17 protein-coding genes are annotated in these 14921 nt (G+C 60.5%); 11 read left to right on the top strand and 6 right to left on the bottom strand.

Translation table 11 applies throughout. The features are described from left to right. Window positions 1-187: 187 nt before the first annotated feature. Window positions 188-481 (top strand): hypothetical protein, encoded by a 294-nt coding sequence (locus Q5H93_RS14400; protein ID WP_305007264.1) that lies wholly within the window; start codon window positions 188-190, stop codon window positions 479-481. A 71-nt stretch (window positions 482-552) separates the two neighbouring features. Here the strand turns inward: Q5H93_RS14400 and Q5H93_RS14395 are convergent, their stop codons facing one another. Further along, window positions 553-1071, bottom strand: a complete 519-nt coding sequence (locus Q5H93_RS14395; protein WP_305007263.1) for a hypothetical protein — start codon at window positions 1069-1071, stop codon at window positions 553-555. A gap of 187 nt (window positions 1072-1258) precedes the next feature. Here Q5H93_RS14395 and Q5H93_RS14390 point away from each other — a divergent pair, with 187 nt between their 5' ends. The 3 genes from Q5H93_RS14390 (at window position 1259) to Q5H93_RS14380 (ending at window position 3259) form a co-directional block, all read left to right on the top strand. Further along, entirely contained in the window at window positions 1259-1624 is a 366-nt protein-coding gene (locus tag Q5H93_RS14390; RefSeq protein WP_305007262.1) for a hypothetical protein, read from the top strand. 159 nt (window positions 1625-1783) lie between these two features. After that, window positions 1784-2212, top strand: coding sequence for a PAS domain-containing protein (locus Q5H93_RS14385; RefSeq protein ID WP_305007261.1), 429 nt, complete (start codon window positions 1784-1786; stop codon window positions 2210-2212). Between the two features lie 78 nt (window positions 2213-2290). Beyond that, window positions 2291-3259, top strand: coding sequence for an NAD(P)H-quinone oxidoreductase (locus tag Q5H93_RS14380; RefSeq protein WP_305007260.1), 969 nt, complete (start codon window positions 2291-2293; stop codon window positions 3257-3259). A 101-nt stretch (window positions 3260-3360) separates the two neighbouring features. Here Q5H93_RS14380 and Q5H93_RS14375 read toward each other — a convergent pair whose 3' ends face one another. From Q5H93_RS14375 to Q5H93_RS14365, 3 genes are all read right to left on the bottom strand, one after another. Further along, a complete protein-coding gene (locus tag Q5H93_RS14375) occupies window positions 3361-3981 on the bottom strand; it encodes a thioredoxin family protein (RefSeq protein ID WP_369811025.1) in 621 nt (206 codons plus the stop codon). 12 nt (window positions 3982-3993) lie between these two features. Then, window positions 3994-4197: a hypothetical protein gene (locus Q5H93_RS14370; RefSeq protein WP_305007259.1), complete on the bottom strand. Its 204-nt coding sequence runs from the start codon at window positions 4195-4197 to the stop codon at window positions 3994-3996. Between the two features lie 108 nt (window positions 4198-4305). Then, a complete protein-coding gene (locus Q5H93_RS14365; RefSeq protein ID WP_305007258.1) occupies window positions 4306-4473 on the bottom strand; it encodes a thioredoxin domain-containing protein in 168 nt (55 codons plus the stop codon). Between the two features lie 234 nt (window positions 4474-4707). Between Q5H93_RS14365 and ispG the strand changes: the two genes are divergently transcribed. Both ispG and Q5H93_RS14355 read left to right on the top strand, forming a co-directional pair. After that, window positions 4708-6690 (top strand): (E)-4-hydroxy-3-methylbut-2-enyl-diphosphate synthase, encoded by a 1983-nt coding sequence (gene ispG, locus Q5H93_RS14360; protein ID WP_305007257.1) that lies wholly within the window; start codon window positions 4708-4710, stop codon window positions 6688-6690. Window positions 6691-6694: 4 nt separating this feature from the next. Beyond that, window positions 6695-6979, top strand: coding sequence for a hypothetical protein (locus Q5H93_RS14355; protein WP_305007256.1), 285 nt, complete (start codon window positions 6695-6697; stop codon window positions 6977-6979). A 2-nt stretch (window positions 6980-6981) separates the two neighbouring features. On the opposite strand, the gene Q5H93_RS14350 is transcribed toward Q5H93_RS14355, so the two are convergent. After that, window positions 6982-7509: a hypothetical protein gene (locus Q5H93_RS14350; RefSeq protein ID WP_305007255.1), complete on the bottom strand. Its 528-nt coding sequence runs from the start codon at window positions 7507-7509 to the stop codon at window positions 6982-6984. A 390-nt stretch (window positions 7510-7899) separates the two neighbouring features. Here Q5H93_RS14350 and Q5H93_RS14345 point away from each other — a divergent pair, with 390 nt between their 5' ends. The 5 genes from Q5H93_RS14345 to Q5H93_RS14325 all read left to right on the top strand — a co-directional run bounded on the left by Q5H93_RS14345 (window position 7900) and on the right by Q5H93_RS14325 (window position 14185). Continuing rightward, the gene (locus tag Q5H93_RS14345; protein ID WP_305007254.1) at window positions 7900-8781 is read left to right on the top strand and encodes an ABC transporter ATP-binding protein; all 882 of its coding nucleotides are present in this window, start codon (window positions 7900-7902) and stop codon (window positions 8779-8781) included. A gap of 112 nt (window positions 8782-8893) precedes the next feature. Continuing rightward, complete coding sequence (locus tag Q5H93_RS14340; protein WP_305007253.1) at window positions 8894-12568, top strand: M1 family aminopeptidase; 3675 nt, start codon at window positions 8894-8896, stop codon at window positions 12566-12568. A 222-nt stretch (window positions 12569-12790) separates the two neighbouring features. Then, entirely contained in the window at window positions 12791-12964 is a 174-nt protein-coding gene (locus Q5H93_RS14335; protein ID WP_305007252.1) for a DUF6728 family protein, read from the top strand. A gap of 12 nt (window positions 12965-12976) precedes the next feature. After that, window positions 12977-13330 carry an MmcQ/YjbR family DNA-binding protein gene (locus Q5H93_RS14330; RefSeq protein WP_305007251.1) on the top strand — a complete coding sequence of 118 codons (354 nt, stop codon included), beginning with the start codon at window positions 12977-12979 and terminating at the stop codon, window positions 13328-13330. A gap of 264 nt (window positions 13331-13594) precedes the next feature. After that, complete coding sequence (locus Q5H93_RS14325; protein ID WP_305007250.1) at window positions 13595-14185, top strand: RNA polymerase sigma factor; 591 nt, start codon at window positions 13595-13597, stop codon at window positions 14183-14185. A gap of 8 nt (window positions 14186-14193) precedes the next feature. On the opposite strand, the gene Q5H93_RS14320 is transcribed toward Q5H93_RS14325, so the two are convergent. After that, the gene (locus tag Q5H93_RS14320; protein WP_305007249.1) at window positions 14194-14916 is read right to left on the bottom strand and encodes a DUF92 domain-containing protein; all 723 of its coding nucleotides are present in this window, start codon (window positions 14914-14916) and stop codon (window positions 14194-14196) included. Between the last annotated feature and the right edge of the window lie 5 nt (window positions 14917-14921).

Genomic DNA, 14921 nt, shown 5'->3' with positions numbered 1-14921 from the left:
TGGGTGGGAATTCTCGCCGCGCCCCGGTTGGGAAAGAGCCGTTCCGTGTGGGGCGGCTTTTTTTGCGTTCGGAAGAGTCGGACTTAGTAGTCGAATTTAACCTTTGGGAACAGCTTGCGTTAAATGCTCCACGCTGTCGGACAATGCCCGGCGGTAGATTCATTCTTCCTTTCCAATTTCTTTTGCCATGAAAACCCTCGTTGTTCTTGCAGCTCTGCTGACGGGTGGTGCCTATTCGGCCAGCGCCCAAACTACTCAAACGACCACTACCAAGCAGACGACCACCGCGCCTGCCACCACCACTACCACTTACCCCACCCAAACCGTGGTAACCCCGCCGGCATCCACGACCACCGAAACGACCACCACGACTACTGACCAAACGCCGATTGCTCCGGCCCGCGCCCGAAGCGAAAAGGCAGTTATCGTACCGGAGGGTGCCAAAGTGAAAAGCAATGGCAAGCGTATCAAAGTGAAGTAGCGCCTTGCTGCTGAATTAAAAAAGCCCGGCTGCACTACTATGCGGCCGGGCTTTTTTGCAAATATGTGTAGCTAATCTGTCTGCGGTTGAGCCAGCAGTAGCTGTTGTTTCGGTTCCTCATCTTCCACCACCTCTGCGCTGCTGCCGGGGTCGGGTACCAGCATTTTCCAGGCGGTGTGGCGCAGCTCGTCGAGCCGGTGCAGGCCTTCGCTCACGGTAGCGTTGGCCTTGAGCTTGTCGAAAACGCCACTTTTGTTGGACACCATGATTAGCTTTTCGATGACGAAAGGCAGTATCCAGCCTACTACGTTGGAAGCCAGGGCACCGCGCAGACCGATACGGGCCAGCAGGCGCACGGTCATGCGCTCAAGCAACATTACCCGGACGGCGGGCAATGCTTTGTCGGCCAGAAAGTCGGCGACCAGCTTGAGGTTGCCTTTTTCGACTTCGGTGCGCAGCACGTCCTGCACCGAATCGAGGGCGCGGGCGGCAAGCTGGTGGAAAAGGCGGCCGGTTTGCCAGGCGGCTAGGCCGGTGAGGCGGGCCGCGCCAGCCAGCGCCGGGAAGAAGCGCGGTTTTTTAATCTTCATAGGGCTGGCTTTCAGGAATCCCAAAGTTATGTACGAATTGCGGGAACGCGGGTGCTACAGTCGGGGTTTGCAGTGGGCCTCGGTTGGGTGAAATCTGCCGGGGCCGGCCGCCTATTTTACGTATTTATTCGTTGCGAAGGCCGGCCGCTGCTCGTATTTTTGAAGCCTGAACACTGTTCGCCCTTTCATGTCTGACCTTCTGCTGGATATTAATCTACAAAACCTGCCCGACGACTACTTCGCCGGTGATTGGCAGGTGGCGAGTCGGGTATTGAATAGCAATGACCCCGGCAGCCCGCTGGCCCAGGCAGCCCGCCTGCGCCTAGAATCGAATCGCCTTGAAACCCAGGCCCCCGAAGCCCGTCATAACCAGTCGGGCCGCTGGAGCGTACTGCGCGACGACCTGCTCAAGCGCCCCTACCTACGCTTCGAGCTGCCCGCTGAGCAAACGCGCGCCCTCGTGACGCGCCTGCGCCGCTCCAGCGACGGTGCCAAAAGCCAATTGAACCTTTATTTTGCGTCGGGCATGGAAATGCAGCTCGAACGCGTATAGCCGGTGCCAAATTTAAATCTCCTGTTCACCCCACTAACCGTTTCTATCCGTGAGTTCTCTTGATTCTACTGGTCCGTCGGCCAATGCCCTCGAAAATGCACCGGAGTTGATTAGTCTGGGGCAGGAAGAGTTTGCTTTTTTAGTTGACAATATTAGCTGGTGTGGATTACCGACCCGGAGGGCAACCATACCTATTTCAACCAGCGCTGGGTAGACTACACGGGCTACACTGTGCCGATGAGCGTGGGCCCGGATATGTGGAACAACCTGCTGCATCCCGACGACCAGCAGCGCGCCCGCCAGGTATGGGGCCACTCGCTGGCCACCGGCGATTACTATCGCATCGAATACCGCTTTAAAAGCCAGGCGGGTAGCTACCGCTGGTTTCTGGGGCAGGCCCTGCCGCGGCGCGACGAGAGCGGGCAGATTGTGGCCTGGTTTGGCACCTGCACCGATATTGAGGAGCAGCGCCAGATGCGCGAGCAGCTGGAGCTGGCTTATTCCGATTTGGAAGCTAAGGTGATGTTCCGCACCCTGGATTTGGAGCGGGAAGTGCAAACGCTGCGGCAGCAGCGCGACGCGCAATAACTTTTTTGCTTAGGCAATGCTTTTTGTAAAACGGCTCTACGGAGCCGTTTTTTGTTTCCATCATTTTCTTTTCTTTCTATGAAAGCAATTGTCATTCAGCAGCCCGGTGGGCCAGAAGTATTGCGGCTGCAGGAGCAGCCTAGGCCCAAGCCCACCGCTCACGAAGTCCTAGTGCGCGTGCAGGCCGCCGGGGTAAACCGCCCCGATGTGCTGATGCGGCAAGGCAAATACGCGGGCAGCGGCGACGTAAGCGGGCTGGTGCCGGGTTTGGAAATTGCGGGCATCGTGGAAGAATGTGGGGCTGAAGTCAGCCGCTGGCAGCCCGGCGCCGCGGTGTGCGCGTTGCTGCCGGCCGGCGGGTATGCTGAATATGCCGTGGTAGATGCCCGGCATTGTCTGCCGGTGCCCGCCGGCTTATCCATGGCCGAGGCCGCCGCGCTGCCCGAAACGGTATTTACCGTGTGGCACAACGTATTTCAGCGGGGCAGCTTGCAGCCGGGCGAAACGCTGCTGGTGCATGGCGGCAGCAGCGGTATCGGCACCACGGCTATTCAGCTGGCGGTGGCGCTGGGTAGCCGGGTGGCCGTGACGGCGGGCGATGCGGCCAAGTGCCAGGCCTGCCGTGAGCTGGGAGCGGAGTGGGCCATTAACTACAAAACCGAAGATTTTGAGCAGGTGCTGCAAGCGGAAGGCGTCGATGTGATTCTCGATATGATTGGCGGTGAGTACATTGTCAAAAACCTGCGCTTGCTGAAGGACGATGGCCGGCTGGTATTCATCAATGCCATGCAGGGCAATAAGGGCGAGTTTAACGCGCTGGAAGTCATGCGTCGGCGCCTCACTATTACCGGCAGTACCCTCCGCCCGCGCTCGAACGAGTTTAAAGGTGCGCTGGCGGCGGAAGTGGAACGGCACGTCTGGCCGCTACTGGCGGCGGGGAAATTCCGGCCAGTGATTCATCAAACTTTCCCGCTGGCGGAGGCGGTAGCAGCGCACCGGTTGATGGAGAGCAGCGCGCACATCGGGAAGATTGTGCTGGCAGTGTAAACGTCTGTCATGCTGAACGCAGTGAAGCATCTTCTCACGCCGGAACCAATCGTTCCAACGTGAGAGGATGCTTCACTGCGTTCAGCATGACAGGCAGGCGCTTACGCCTTTTTCCACTTAATAGTGCAACCAATGGCTTTGGTCGAAGCCGTGGAGGCGGGCTTACCAGCCAGCAACTCGCTCATGGCATTCTCCACGTACTTCGTTTTCACGAGCTTGGCGTCTTCCGAGTTGTCGTCGATGGCGCCGATGTAGGACACTACGAAGTCGTTGCCCTGGCGCGTGAGCACGTAGAGGTGCGGGGTGCGGGTGGCGCCGAAAGTACGGGCTGTCTGCTGGGTTTCGTCGTGCAGGTAGGGGAAGGGGTACTTCTTACTCTTGGCCTGGGCCTGCATGGCTTCGTAGGAATCGCCGGGCACGGTGGCTATGTCGTTGGGGTTGATGGCCACCACGGGGTAGCCTTTGGGCGCGTATTTCTTGTGCAGGGCAATGATGCGGCTTTCGTAGGCCTTGGCATAGGGGCAAGTGTTGCAGGTGAAGACGACGATGTAGCCTTTGGCGGCTTTGTTGTCGGCCAGCGACACCATTTTGCCGTTCACGTTCCGGAGGCTGAAATCGGCGGCTTTGTCGCCGACCTGGTAGCCTTCGTCAGTAGGGCGGAGGGTGAAGCTACTGAATAACAGGGCGCAGATAGCGAGCAGCGGCAGGAGTTTATTCATCATAAAGAAGTTGGGTTAAAGAGGGAATTTCTGGAGGGCGGTGGCTAATTCAGCGGCGGAAAGCTCCTGCTCGAAAGCGCTGCGCTGGCCGGTTTTATTGTTGAAAATAAGCGTGAACGGCAGGGCGCCCGACCATTTGGCATCGACTTTATCGAGCCAGGTATTGGGGTCGGATTCATTTAATAATACAACCTCGGATTTCAGCTGGCGCTGCTTCACGAAGGGCTGAACCTTCCTGGAAAGCTGCGAGGCATAATCCAGACTCACGAGCAGTACTTTAACTTTCTTGGTGGCGTAGGTGGTGTTGAGCTGTTCGAAATCAGGCAGTTATTTCACGCAGGGCCCGCACCAGGTGGCCCAGAAATTCACGACGTAGGTAGTGTCGGTGGCGCGGGCGAGGCGCTGCTGCAACTCTGGAAATTTGATGACGCGCACCTGCTGGGCGAAGCTGGGGGAGGTGAGGAGCAGGAGCGGTAATAAATTGAGGTAGTTCATAGAAAGGTAGTAGTAGAACTGTCATGCTGACGAAGGAAGCATCCGCTCACGCCACAACGATTTCGTTCAGCCCTGATAAGATGCTTCCTTCGTCAGCATGACAGTTCTTACAGCACGATGTGAAATAGACAATCCAAGCCCGCAGAAGTTGCGGGGCCGCAAAGCCAAGCCCCCGAACCGCTTTACCTTTGTGCTCCGGCGCAACTTTCGCCATTTCTGCCGAGTTTTCAGTCTATGAACAAGACCTATTGCCCCAGCCTGACCGAGTACAAGCGCCGCGTGGCGCGCGTGGTGAACATCGGTGGGGTGCCGCTGGGCGGTGATTTTCCCATCCGGGTGCAAAGCATGACCACCGTGGACACGATGGACACCCTCGGCTCAGTGGAGCAGACGCTGCGCATGGTAGAAGCTGGTTGCGAGTACGTTCGCATCACCGCGCCCAGCGTGAAGGAAGCCCAGAACCTGCTGGAAATTAAAAAGCAGCTTCGGGCCCGCGGCTGCAACGTGCCGCTCATCGCCGATATTCACTTCACGCCCAACGCGGCCGAGCTGGCCGCCCGCATCGTGGAGAAAGTGCGCGTGAACCCCGGCAACTACGCCGATAAGAAGAAGTTCGAGGAAATCGAATACACCGACGCCAGCTACGCGGCTGAGGTCGAGCGTATCCGCGAGCGGTTTCGGCCGCTGGTGAAGATTTGCAAGGAGTACGGTACTGCTATGCGCATCGGCACCAATCACGGCTCGCTGAGCGACCGGATTCTGAGCCGCTACGGTGACACGCCGCTGGGTATGGTGGAGTCGGCGCTGGAGTTCCTGCGCCTGTGCGAGGAGGAAAACTACTACGATGTGGTGCTGAGCATGAAAGCCAGCAACACCCAGGTGATGGTGCAGGCCTACCGCCTGCTGGTGCAGAAGCTCGACGAGGAAGGCCTGCAGCCCTACCCGCTGCACCTCGGCGTGACCGAAGCCGGCGAAGCCGAGGACGGCCGCATCAAGAGCGCCGTGGGCATCGGCACGCTGCTCGAAGACGGGCTGGGCGACACCGTGCGCGTGAGTTTGACGGAGGCGCCGGAGGCCGAGGCGCCGGTGGCTAAAGCATTGATTTACCGCTATACTAATCGCGCCGAAGAAGCCCGGCCTATTTTAGCTAGTAACTCTGAAAACCCAATAAATCCCTTCCAGTACCACCGCCGGGCCGCCCGCGAGGTGGCCAACTTCGGGGGGCTGAACGTACCGCGGGTCATCACCGATTTGTCGCGGGTGGCGGCACTGGAATATGCTGATTTGCGTGCCGCCGGGCACCTCTATTCGTCGTTTCTGGACAAGTTTCAGATGTCGGACCTGGGGGCCGACTACATCTACACCGGCCAGACGCCCGCACCCTTTATGCTGCCTAATGGCCTGAAGGAAATGGTGGACTACAGCGCCTGGCTCGACGGCGGCCAGCGGGCCGAGCATTTTCCGGTACTCACGCCGGCCGAGTACGCCGCTGCCGGCCCGCGCCACCCGGCGCTGAACTTTGTGTTTCAGGAGCTGGCGACGCTCACGCCCGCGGCGCTAGCGCAGCTACGTGATGATGCTACGGCCGTTATCATTCTGCACACCAGCAACGCCCACGCCATGCCGGAAATCCGCCGGGCATTTTTTGAGTTGCTGGGTGCGGAGGTGAATAACCCGGTCATCATCAACCGCCAGTACCCGGCCCTCACGCCCGAAGAAACCCAGCTCTACGCCGCCACCGACGTGGGCGGCCTGCTGCTCGACGGCCTCGGCGACGGCGTGGTGCTGAGCACCGAGCTGCTGCCCGAGCGTCCGAAAGCGGACTGGCTGACAACCATCGACGGGCTCAACCAGCTCAGCTTCGGCATCCTGCAGGCGGCGCGCACCCGCATGAGCAAAACCGAGTACATCAGCTGCCCCAGCTGCGGCCGCACGCTGTTCGACTTGCAGGAAACCACTGCTATGATTCGCAAGCGCACCGACCACCTCAAGGGGGTGAAAATCGGCATCATGGGCTGCATCGTGAACGGCCCCGGCGAAATGGCCGACGCCGACTACGGCTACGTGGGCGTGGGCAAGGGCAAAATCGCCCTCTACCGCGGCCAGGAGGTTATCAAGAAATCGGTGCCCGAAGAGCGCGCCGTGGATGACCTGATTGAGCTCATGCGCGAGGATGGCAAGTGGGTGGAGAAGGAAGTGGAGCCGGTGGCGGGGTAGTGCGATGCTGAACTTTTATCTTATTGCTGACGAGCAGCCATTTACTGGTAGCCTCAAGCAAGTTGTCTATGCAGGCGGTATAGAAGAGGAGGAGTTTGAGTTGGCTCAACGGGTTGGCCTAATTGAAACTCATGCTGACTACTACGGCAAGTTTCGGTGGTCAAGCAAACAGGTTAGTAACAAGCTGGCACTGTTAATTAACTGCCCATTCCGGTCTGACTCAATACTCAACGGCTTATTGGCAAGAGCAGAAGCAACTGGAGTAGGTCTGATGGCCTTCGGAGATTGAAATCACCGCGTTAGGAAAAACTGCCGGAATAAATCTAATTCCTCCAGCTCCCGCTGCACGTAGGCCCGGAAAAACGACTCGCCCACCTGCCGCTGCAACACGGAGATGCCCACGTCAATCAGCCGCAAGCCCTGAGCGGTGAGCAGAATGTTGTCGAACCGCTCGCCGGGCAGGTTGGAAGGGCGCTGGATGTCGCGATGCACAAAGCCGGCGGCGTGTAGCGCTCGCAGCTCATCGGTGAAAACGTCTAGCCATAGTTCGCGCATCTCCACCTCGTAGGCTCGAAAATCAAGCGGGTACACGCGCTCCATCACCAGCATGTCGGCGGTGAGGGCGGCGTTATTTTCCAGACGGATAAATTTTACTACCAAGCCGTTGACGTCGTTGGCGAAGCGCATCTTTTCGGCCTCCGAACCGATGTCGGAACGGGTGTCTTCGCTGAACAGCTTGCCCACTTCGGTTTCGGAAATGGCGATGACGGCGTTGTTGGCACCACGGGATAGCTGCCGGGGGTAGCGTTTGGGTTCCATAAAGCCGGGTGTTGAGTTCAGCCAAAAGTAAGGCTTGTAGCTTTGCGCCGTATGCACACTACCACTTTCACCCCCACGCTGGCCGCTCAATTCGCTGTCGGCGGGCGGTGTTGTAAGGAGGGAGATGGCAGAACTGGCGCGAGTTTAGCGCAGCGTAACTCGTGCCGGGCATTCGGGTGAGGCTGCGCCTCGCAACGGAACGTGCTGGCTGCGCGAATGGGGGAGGCCCAGCCTCCCGTAACGGTTGGCACGAGTTACGCTGCGTTAAACTCGCGCCAGTCGCAGTTTTAGCGTAATCCGGCACAAAAACGAAGAAGAAAGCGCGGAAAACGAACCCCGTATTACGCAGAACCCTGCACCTTTGGCCCGGTAAACCAACGGCCTCGCAGCATGGAACTTCGCATCCGCAACCTCTCCAAAACCTACGCCAACGGCGTGCGCGCCCTGCGCGACGTGTCGCTCACCATCCCCAACGGCATGTTTGGCCTGCTCGGGCCCAATGGCGCGGGCAAAAGCTCGCTTATGCGCACCATTGCTACCCTGCAGGAGCCCGACAGCGGCAGCATCACGCTGGGCGACATCGATGTGCTGACCGAGAAGGACCGGGTGCGGCAGGTGCTGGGCTACCTGCCCCAGGAGTTTGGGCTCTACCCCGGCATCTCGGCCGAGGTGCTGCTCGATTATTTCGCCGGCCTCAAGGGCATCCGCGACGCCAGGGAGCGCAAGCTGGCCGTCGAGAGCCTGCTCCAGCAAACCAACCTCTGGGCGGCCCGCAAGAAGGCCTTGGGCGGCTACTCGGGCGGCATGCGGCAGCGCTTCGGCATCGCGGTGGCGCTGCTGGGCGCGCCGCAGCTCATCATCGTGGACGAGCCCACCGCCGGCCTCGACCCCACCGAGCGCAACCGTTTCCTCGACCTGCTCAGCGAGATAGGGGAGAACGTGGTGGTGATTCTCAGCACCCACATCGTGGAAGACGTCACCGAGCTCTGCCCCCACATGGCCATCATCGCGCAGGGCGAAGTGGTGGCCACCGGCTCGCCCACCGACGTGATTGGCGAAATCCGCGGCAAGGTGTACCGCACCAAAACCGAGAAGGCCGCCCTGGCCCAGCTGCGGGCGCAGCACGAGGTCATCTCCTCGAAGCTGGTGGCCGGGCAGCCCGTAGTGCGGGTGTTCAGCGAAACGGCTTTGAATGACGGCTTTCAGCCCGCCGAGGCAACCCTGGAAGACGTGTATTTTCATCGTCTCGCCAGGAAGGAACGGGTAGGATAAGCGTGTCATGCTGACGAAGGAAGCATCCTATCACGGCTGCTTTCGTCAGCACTACTTATTCCAGCAGCGCGGGCATGATAGGATGCTTTACTGCGCTCAGTATGATACTACTATGTTCCTCCACATCTTCCGCTTCGAGCTGCGCTACCGCTTCACGCAGCCCAGTACCTACCTGTTTTTCGGGGTGTTCGTGCTGTTTGCGTTTCTCTCGCAAACCGTGGACGATTTCGGCTTCAACGGCAGCCCCAAGGTGCACGTCAACTCGCCCGATGCGCTGGCACAGCTGTTTTTCATGGCCTCCATTCTGGGCATGTTCGTGACGGCGGCGGTGCTGGGTACGCCCATTTACCGCGACGATAAGGACGGCATGACCGGGCTGGTATACACCACGCCCATCACCAAGCCAGCCTATCTGGCGGGGCGGTTTTTGGGCTCGCTGCTGGCCATCTGGTTTATTTACAGTGGTATTTCGGTGGGCGCTTTGCTGGGCATGCTCGCGCCCTGGGTGGAGGCCAGCAAGCTGGGACCCATTATGCCGCTGGCTTTGCTGGGGCCGCTGGTGGGCGCGGCCTGGGTGAATGCCCTGTTTGCGGGCTGCGTGTTTTTTGCGGCCTACCTGCTGTTTCGCTCGCCGCTGGTGGTGTATTTGGGCGGCATCGTGCTATTTGTGCTCTACCAGGTGTCGCGCATCTTCACCGAGAGTATCAGCAGCGACCACCTGTTTTGCCTGACCGACCCCTTCGGGCTGGCGGCCAAGAATATCGATGCCAACTACTGGACCATTGCCGAGCGCAACACGCGGCTGGTTAATTTTTTTGGTGGCGAATTGATTCAAAACCGGCTGCTGTGGGCGGGCGTGGGCCTGTCGATTCTGGCCCTTGGCTGGGCGTTTTTCCGGCTGGGCCAGCCGCGCACCCGAGCCAGAAAGCCACAGTCCGAAGCCGAAACCGTGACGCCAACGACTGGTGGCCTGCGCCGCTCGCCCCAGGAGTTTGGGGCTGGGCTGGGGCGCTGGCAGCTGTGGCAGCTGGTGAAAGTGCAGTTTATGAACGTAGTGCGGGCCTGGCCTTTCCGCGTGCTGGCGCTGCTGGGCATCATATTCGTGCTCTTCAATGCCTATTATACCTACCAGGACCCGCGCGGTATTCAGATGCCCGTGACCTATCTTATCCTGAAGCTGGTAAACGACAATTACACGCTCTTCGCGCTCATTATCATCACTATTTACGCCGGCGAGCTGGTGTGGCGCGAGCGGGACACGCACCTGCAGCTCGTGTTCGACGCACTACCGTTTTCGACCTGGCTGCCCTTCCTGAGCAAGCTGCTGGCGCTGATGGGCGTGCTGGCCCTGCTCACGCTGGTGATGGATGGGGTGGGAGTGGCCATTCAGCTCTACCGGGCCTCGGCGCTGGTGGAGCCGCTGCTGTATGTCAAGGATTTTGCGCTGCAGTTCGTCAACCTGACCGTGCTGTGTGCCATCGCGCTGGCCGTGCAAACGGTGGTGAATAACAAGTACGTCGGCCACGCCCTGATGATGGTGTATTACGGCGTGGTCTTCCTGCTGGCCGATGTGCTGGGACTGCACCACGCGCTGCTGAAATTCGGGGCCGCCGTGCCCTACACCTACTCCGACATGAACGGCTACGGCCACCTGGTGGCCCCGCTGCTGGCCATTAACGGCTACTACCTGGCCGGGGCGCTGCTGCTGGTGCTGCTCACGGGCCTGCTGTGGGTGCGCGGCACCGAAACTGGTCTGCGCACTCGTTTGCACTTGGCCGGGCAACGACTGCGCACCCCGGGCGTGCGGCCGGCGCTGCTGGCCTCGGCGCTGCTGATGCTGGGAGCGGGCGGCTGGGTGTTTTACAACGCCAACATCCTCAACGAATACCTGACGCCCAAAACCCTGGAAGCCCGGCAGGCCGAGGCCGAGCGCCGCTACAAACGCTACGAAAACCTGCCCCAGCCCAAAATCACGGCCATTGACTTGGTGGCCGATTTATACCCCACGGCCAGCCCCCGCGGCTACCGGATGCGCGGCACCTACACGCTGCGCAATAAGGAAAGCCAGGCCATCGATACGCTGCTGATTTACTATGACAACAGCCGCAGCATCAGCAATAAGCTGGTGCTGGACCGCCCGGCGCAAGTACTCCGCGACGACCCGGACGCCGGCGTGCGCCTCTACCGCCTGCGCCAGCCCCTGGCCGCCGGCGACTCGCTCACCCTGCAGTTCGATATGGACTACCGCGCCCGTGGCTTCACCTCGCGGCTGAAGGGCACCGGCGTATTCGACTGGGCCACCATCTCGCCCGAAGACCGGCTCACGGCCAATGGCAGCTTCCTCAACGACCCCGGCCTGCACGTGGGCTACCTGCCCGCCACCGAGCTGGAAGATGACGAGGCGCGCCAGCGCAATGGCCTGAAACCAAAAGCCCGCGTACTCTCTTTGAACGAACCCCGCGGCCGGATGCAGGCCGATTTCAGCCCCGACGGCGACTACGTGCGCTACCAAGCCACCGTCAGCACCGACCCCGACCAGGTGGCCATTACGCCCGGCTACCTCGAAAAAGAGTGGACTGAGCACGGCCGCCGCTACTTCCGCTACCGCATGGACCAGCCCATGATGCCGATGGTGAGCGTGCTCTCGGCCCGCTACCAGGTACACCGCGAAAGCTGGCAAAACCCGGCGGGCGGGCCACCCGTGGCCATCGAAATCTACCACGACCCCAAACACAACTACAATGTGCGCCGCATGGCCGAGGCCCTGCGTAAAGGCCTGGCCTACTACACCCAGGCCTTTGGCCCGTACCAGTACCGGCAGATTCGCATCCTGGAATTCCCGCGCTACAAGTCCTTCGCCCAGAGCTTTCCCAACACGGTGCCGTTTGCGGAAAGCGCCGGCTTTATCGACGACCTGCGCGACAAGACCAAGCCCGACCTCACCTTTTTCATCACCAATCACGAGCTGGGCCACCAGTGGTGGGGCCATCAGGTGGTGAGTGCCAACGTACAGGGCGCCGGCATGTTGGTCGAGTCGCTGGCCGAATATTCGGCCATCATGACGGCCAAGCATGAGTTTACTCCCGCGCACATGCAGCAATTTATGCGCCGCGAGCTGGACCGCTACCTGCGCGGCCGCCGCCAGGAGCGCCAGAAGGAGCGCCCGCTGATGCTGGTGGAGCATCAGCCTTACATTCACTACTATAAGGGCGGCATGGTTTTCTACGCGCTGCAGGATTACATCGGTGAGGATAAGCTAAATGGCGCCCTGAAAGCTTTCCTGAACAAAAGCCGCTACCAGCACCGCCCATACCCCAACACGGCCGACCTGATGAGCTACATCCGCCAGGCTACGCCCGACTCGCTGCAGTACCTGCTGCGCGATATGTTCGAAACCATCACGCTCTACAAGAACGAGTTGAAAACGGCCAGCTACACCCCGCGCCCCGACGGACGCTACGACGTATCCCTCACCATCAAAGCCGAGAAGGTGCGGGCCGACAGCCTCGGCAACGAAACCACGGTGCCGCTGGCCGACTACCTGGAAGTCGGCGTTTTCGGCCCCGACCAGGAGCAGGCCGAGGCCTGGGATGTGCGCGGCAAGCCGCTGGTGCTGCGCAAAATCAAGCTCACGCAGCCCGAAACGACGCTGCATTTTGTGGTGAATGAGAAGCCCGCGAAGGCGGGCGTGGACCCGTACCAGAAGCTGATTGACCGGTATTATTATGACAACGTGAAGTATGCGGAGCAGAAGCAGTTGGCAGCTAAGCCGGTGGCGGTAAGGTAGAACTGGCTAGAGCTGGCGCGAGTTTAGGCGTAGCCGTAACTCGTGCCGACTATCATGGGGGCTGAGCCTCCCCCGTACCGCGCCGTTTGGTCGTTCTGACGCGAGGCACAGCCTCACCCGAATGTGTGGCACGAGTTACGGCTGCGCCTGAACTCGCGCCAGGGCTCAATCTTTCTGCCGGTACCGGTGTTATCTTCGCGTACTTACAAACCCGCCCGCGCCATGAACGGTAAAAACCTCTTCGATTTCGGCCCCGCCTTCGGCTACTTCTTTCGCAAGCACGACCCGAACCGCAAAACTAATTTCAACCTCAAAACCATGCACTTCATCAATAAGCTGAGCATGGCCATGTTCCTGGTGTGCCTGCTGGTGATGCTGTTTCGCTACGTGCTCTAAGCCGGCTGGCCGATGAACATTGAGGATTTTCACGACTTCTGCCTGGCCTTGCCGGGCACGACGGTCGAGACGCCGTTCGGGCCCGACACGCTGGTATTCAAGGCCGGGGGTAAGATATTTGCCCTCACCGACCTCAATACCTTCGCCAGTATCAACCTGAAGTGCGACCCCGAGCGCGCCGTGGAGCTACGCGAAACCTACGACTACGTGTGCCCCGGCTATCACATGAATAAGAAGCACTGGAACACGGTGCTTATTGGCACCGGCGCTACCGACAATCAGCTCCGGCAGTGGACCCGCGACTCCTACGACCTCATCGTGGCCTCGCTGCCGAAAGCGCAGCGCGGATTGCTGGATAAGGTGTAGATAATTAAGCTGATGATTGACTGAAAGCCCTTGCATCGCAAGGGCTTTTTTTATGCCCTGCCGGGACGGCTCAACGTCACTGTCCGAAAAACTACTGGTTTTCCAGTAGGCGCAAATACTGGCTTCCGGTGAGGCGCGATGGTACTATTCGCCCCCAATTTTGCATCATCAAATCACCCCACACTTTTGACGCCCGCCTTCGGCCCGAAGGTTGCCCGCCGACCACCTTTTTCTGCGAAATCGCTCACCTTTTTCTGTAAAAACATGAAAGCTCTCACCGCCACCACCGCCCAATTTTCCGAAGCCGAGCTGGTAGCCGCCTGCCGCCAGGGCAGCCCCCGCGCCCAGCGCGTGCTCTACGACCAACTGTCTGCCAAGATGATGGCCGTATGTTTGCGCTACCTGCGCCACCAGGAAGACGCCGAGGAAGTACTGATGCTGGGCTTCGTGAAAGTGTTCCGGGCTCTGGAGCAGTACCGCCACGAGGGCTGCTTGGCCGCCTGGGTGCGCCGCATTATGGTGAACACGGCCCTGAGCTACCTGCGCGCCAAGCAGCCCGCTCACCTGGAGTTGGAAACTGCCAGCGCCTACCTGGCCCCCGTGGCCGCCCACGCCGAAACCGACCTCGCCGCCGCCGACCTGCTGCGGCTGGTGCAAAACCTGCCCACTGGCTACCGCACCGTGTTCAACCTCTATGCAATAGAGGGCTACACGCACGTCGAAATCGGCGAGCTGCTGGGTATTTCGGAGGGCACATCGAAGTCGCAGTTTTCGAAGGCGCGGCAGCAGTTGCAGCGGCAGCTGGCGCATCATGCGGCGCGGGGCGAGGCCCGCACACTGGCACTGGCGGCGTAAACAGCCTGTTACGCGCTGGCCCAGCCCAGCGCCGCTACCAGCGCGCCCATGAGGGTGTTAAGTGAGTTCACCGCGTCATTGCCCAGATAGCCCCGCCGCTCCAGCGTGGCCCCCAGCACCGAATCGGTCAGGTTGCCGATGGTGCCAGCCAGTAGCAGCCAACCAAAGGCGGCCACGCCGCCCCCAAAAGTCAGGCAATAAAACGCTGCCAGCCCGGCACTGCCCGCCAGCCCCAGCAGGGTGCCTTCCAAGCTCACCACGCCGTTGAGGCCGCGCTGGTCGGGGCGGAAGGTGAGGATGTTATAGTAGCGGCGGCCATATACGTTGCCCAGCTCCGACGACAGCGTATCGGCAGTGGCGGCGGCCAGGCTGCCGGCCAGCATGAGGCGGGCCAGCGGCGCGTGGGCGGGCCAGTGCCAGGCCAGCAGGCCCAGCCCGGCCGCCACGCCGGCATTGGCCAGTACCTGGCTGGTGCGGCGGCGGCCCCGGTTTTCTTCGGCCAAACCCAGGCGGCGCTTGTCGGCCACCCGCCAGCTGGAAGCGGCCGAGCCCAGGCCAAAAAACAAGGCCAGTAGCCCCAGCCCCGGCAGGCCTGCGCCTGAGAAGATGCTCATTCCCAGCAAGCCGCCCACGGCGGCGGCTGGGGCGGTGAGTTTGCCCGCCCGCCAGCTGTAGGCCATGCCCAGCGCCAGAAACAACAGAGCACAGGTAAGGGAAGCGTGTTCGCTCATAAGCT

This window comes from Hymenobacter aranciens, assembly GCF_030580865.1.
In the GTDB taxonomy this organism is placed as follows: Bacteria; Bacteroidota; Bacteroidia; order Cytophagales; family Hymenobacteraceae; genus Hymenobacter; species Hymenobacter aranciens.
This window is presented reverse-complemented; position numbering and strand designations above follow the sequence as displayed.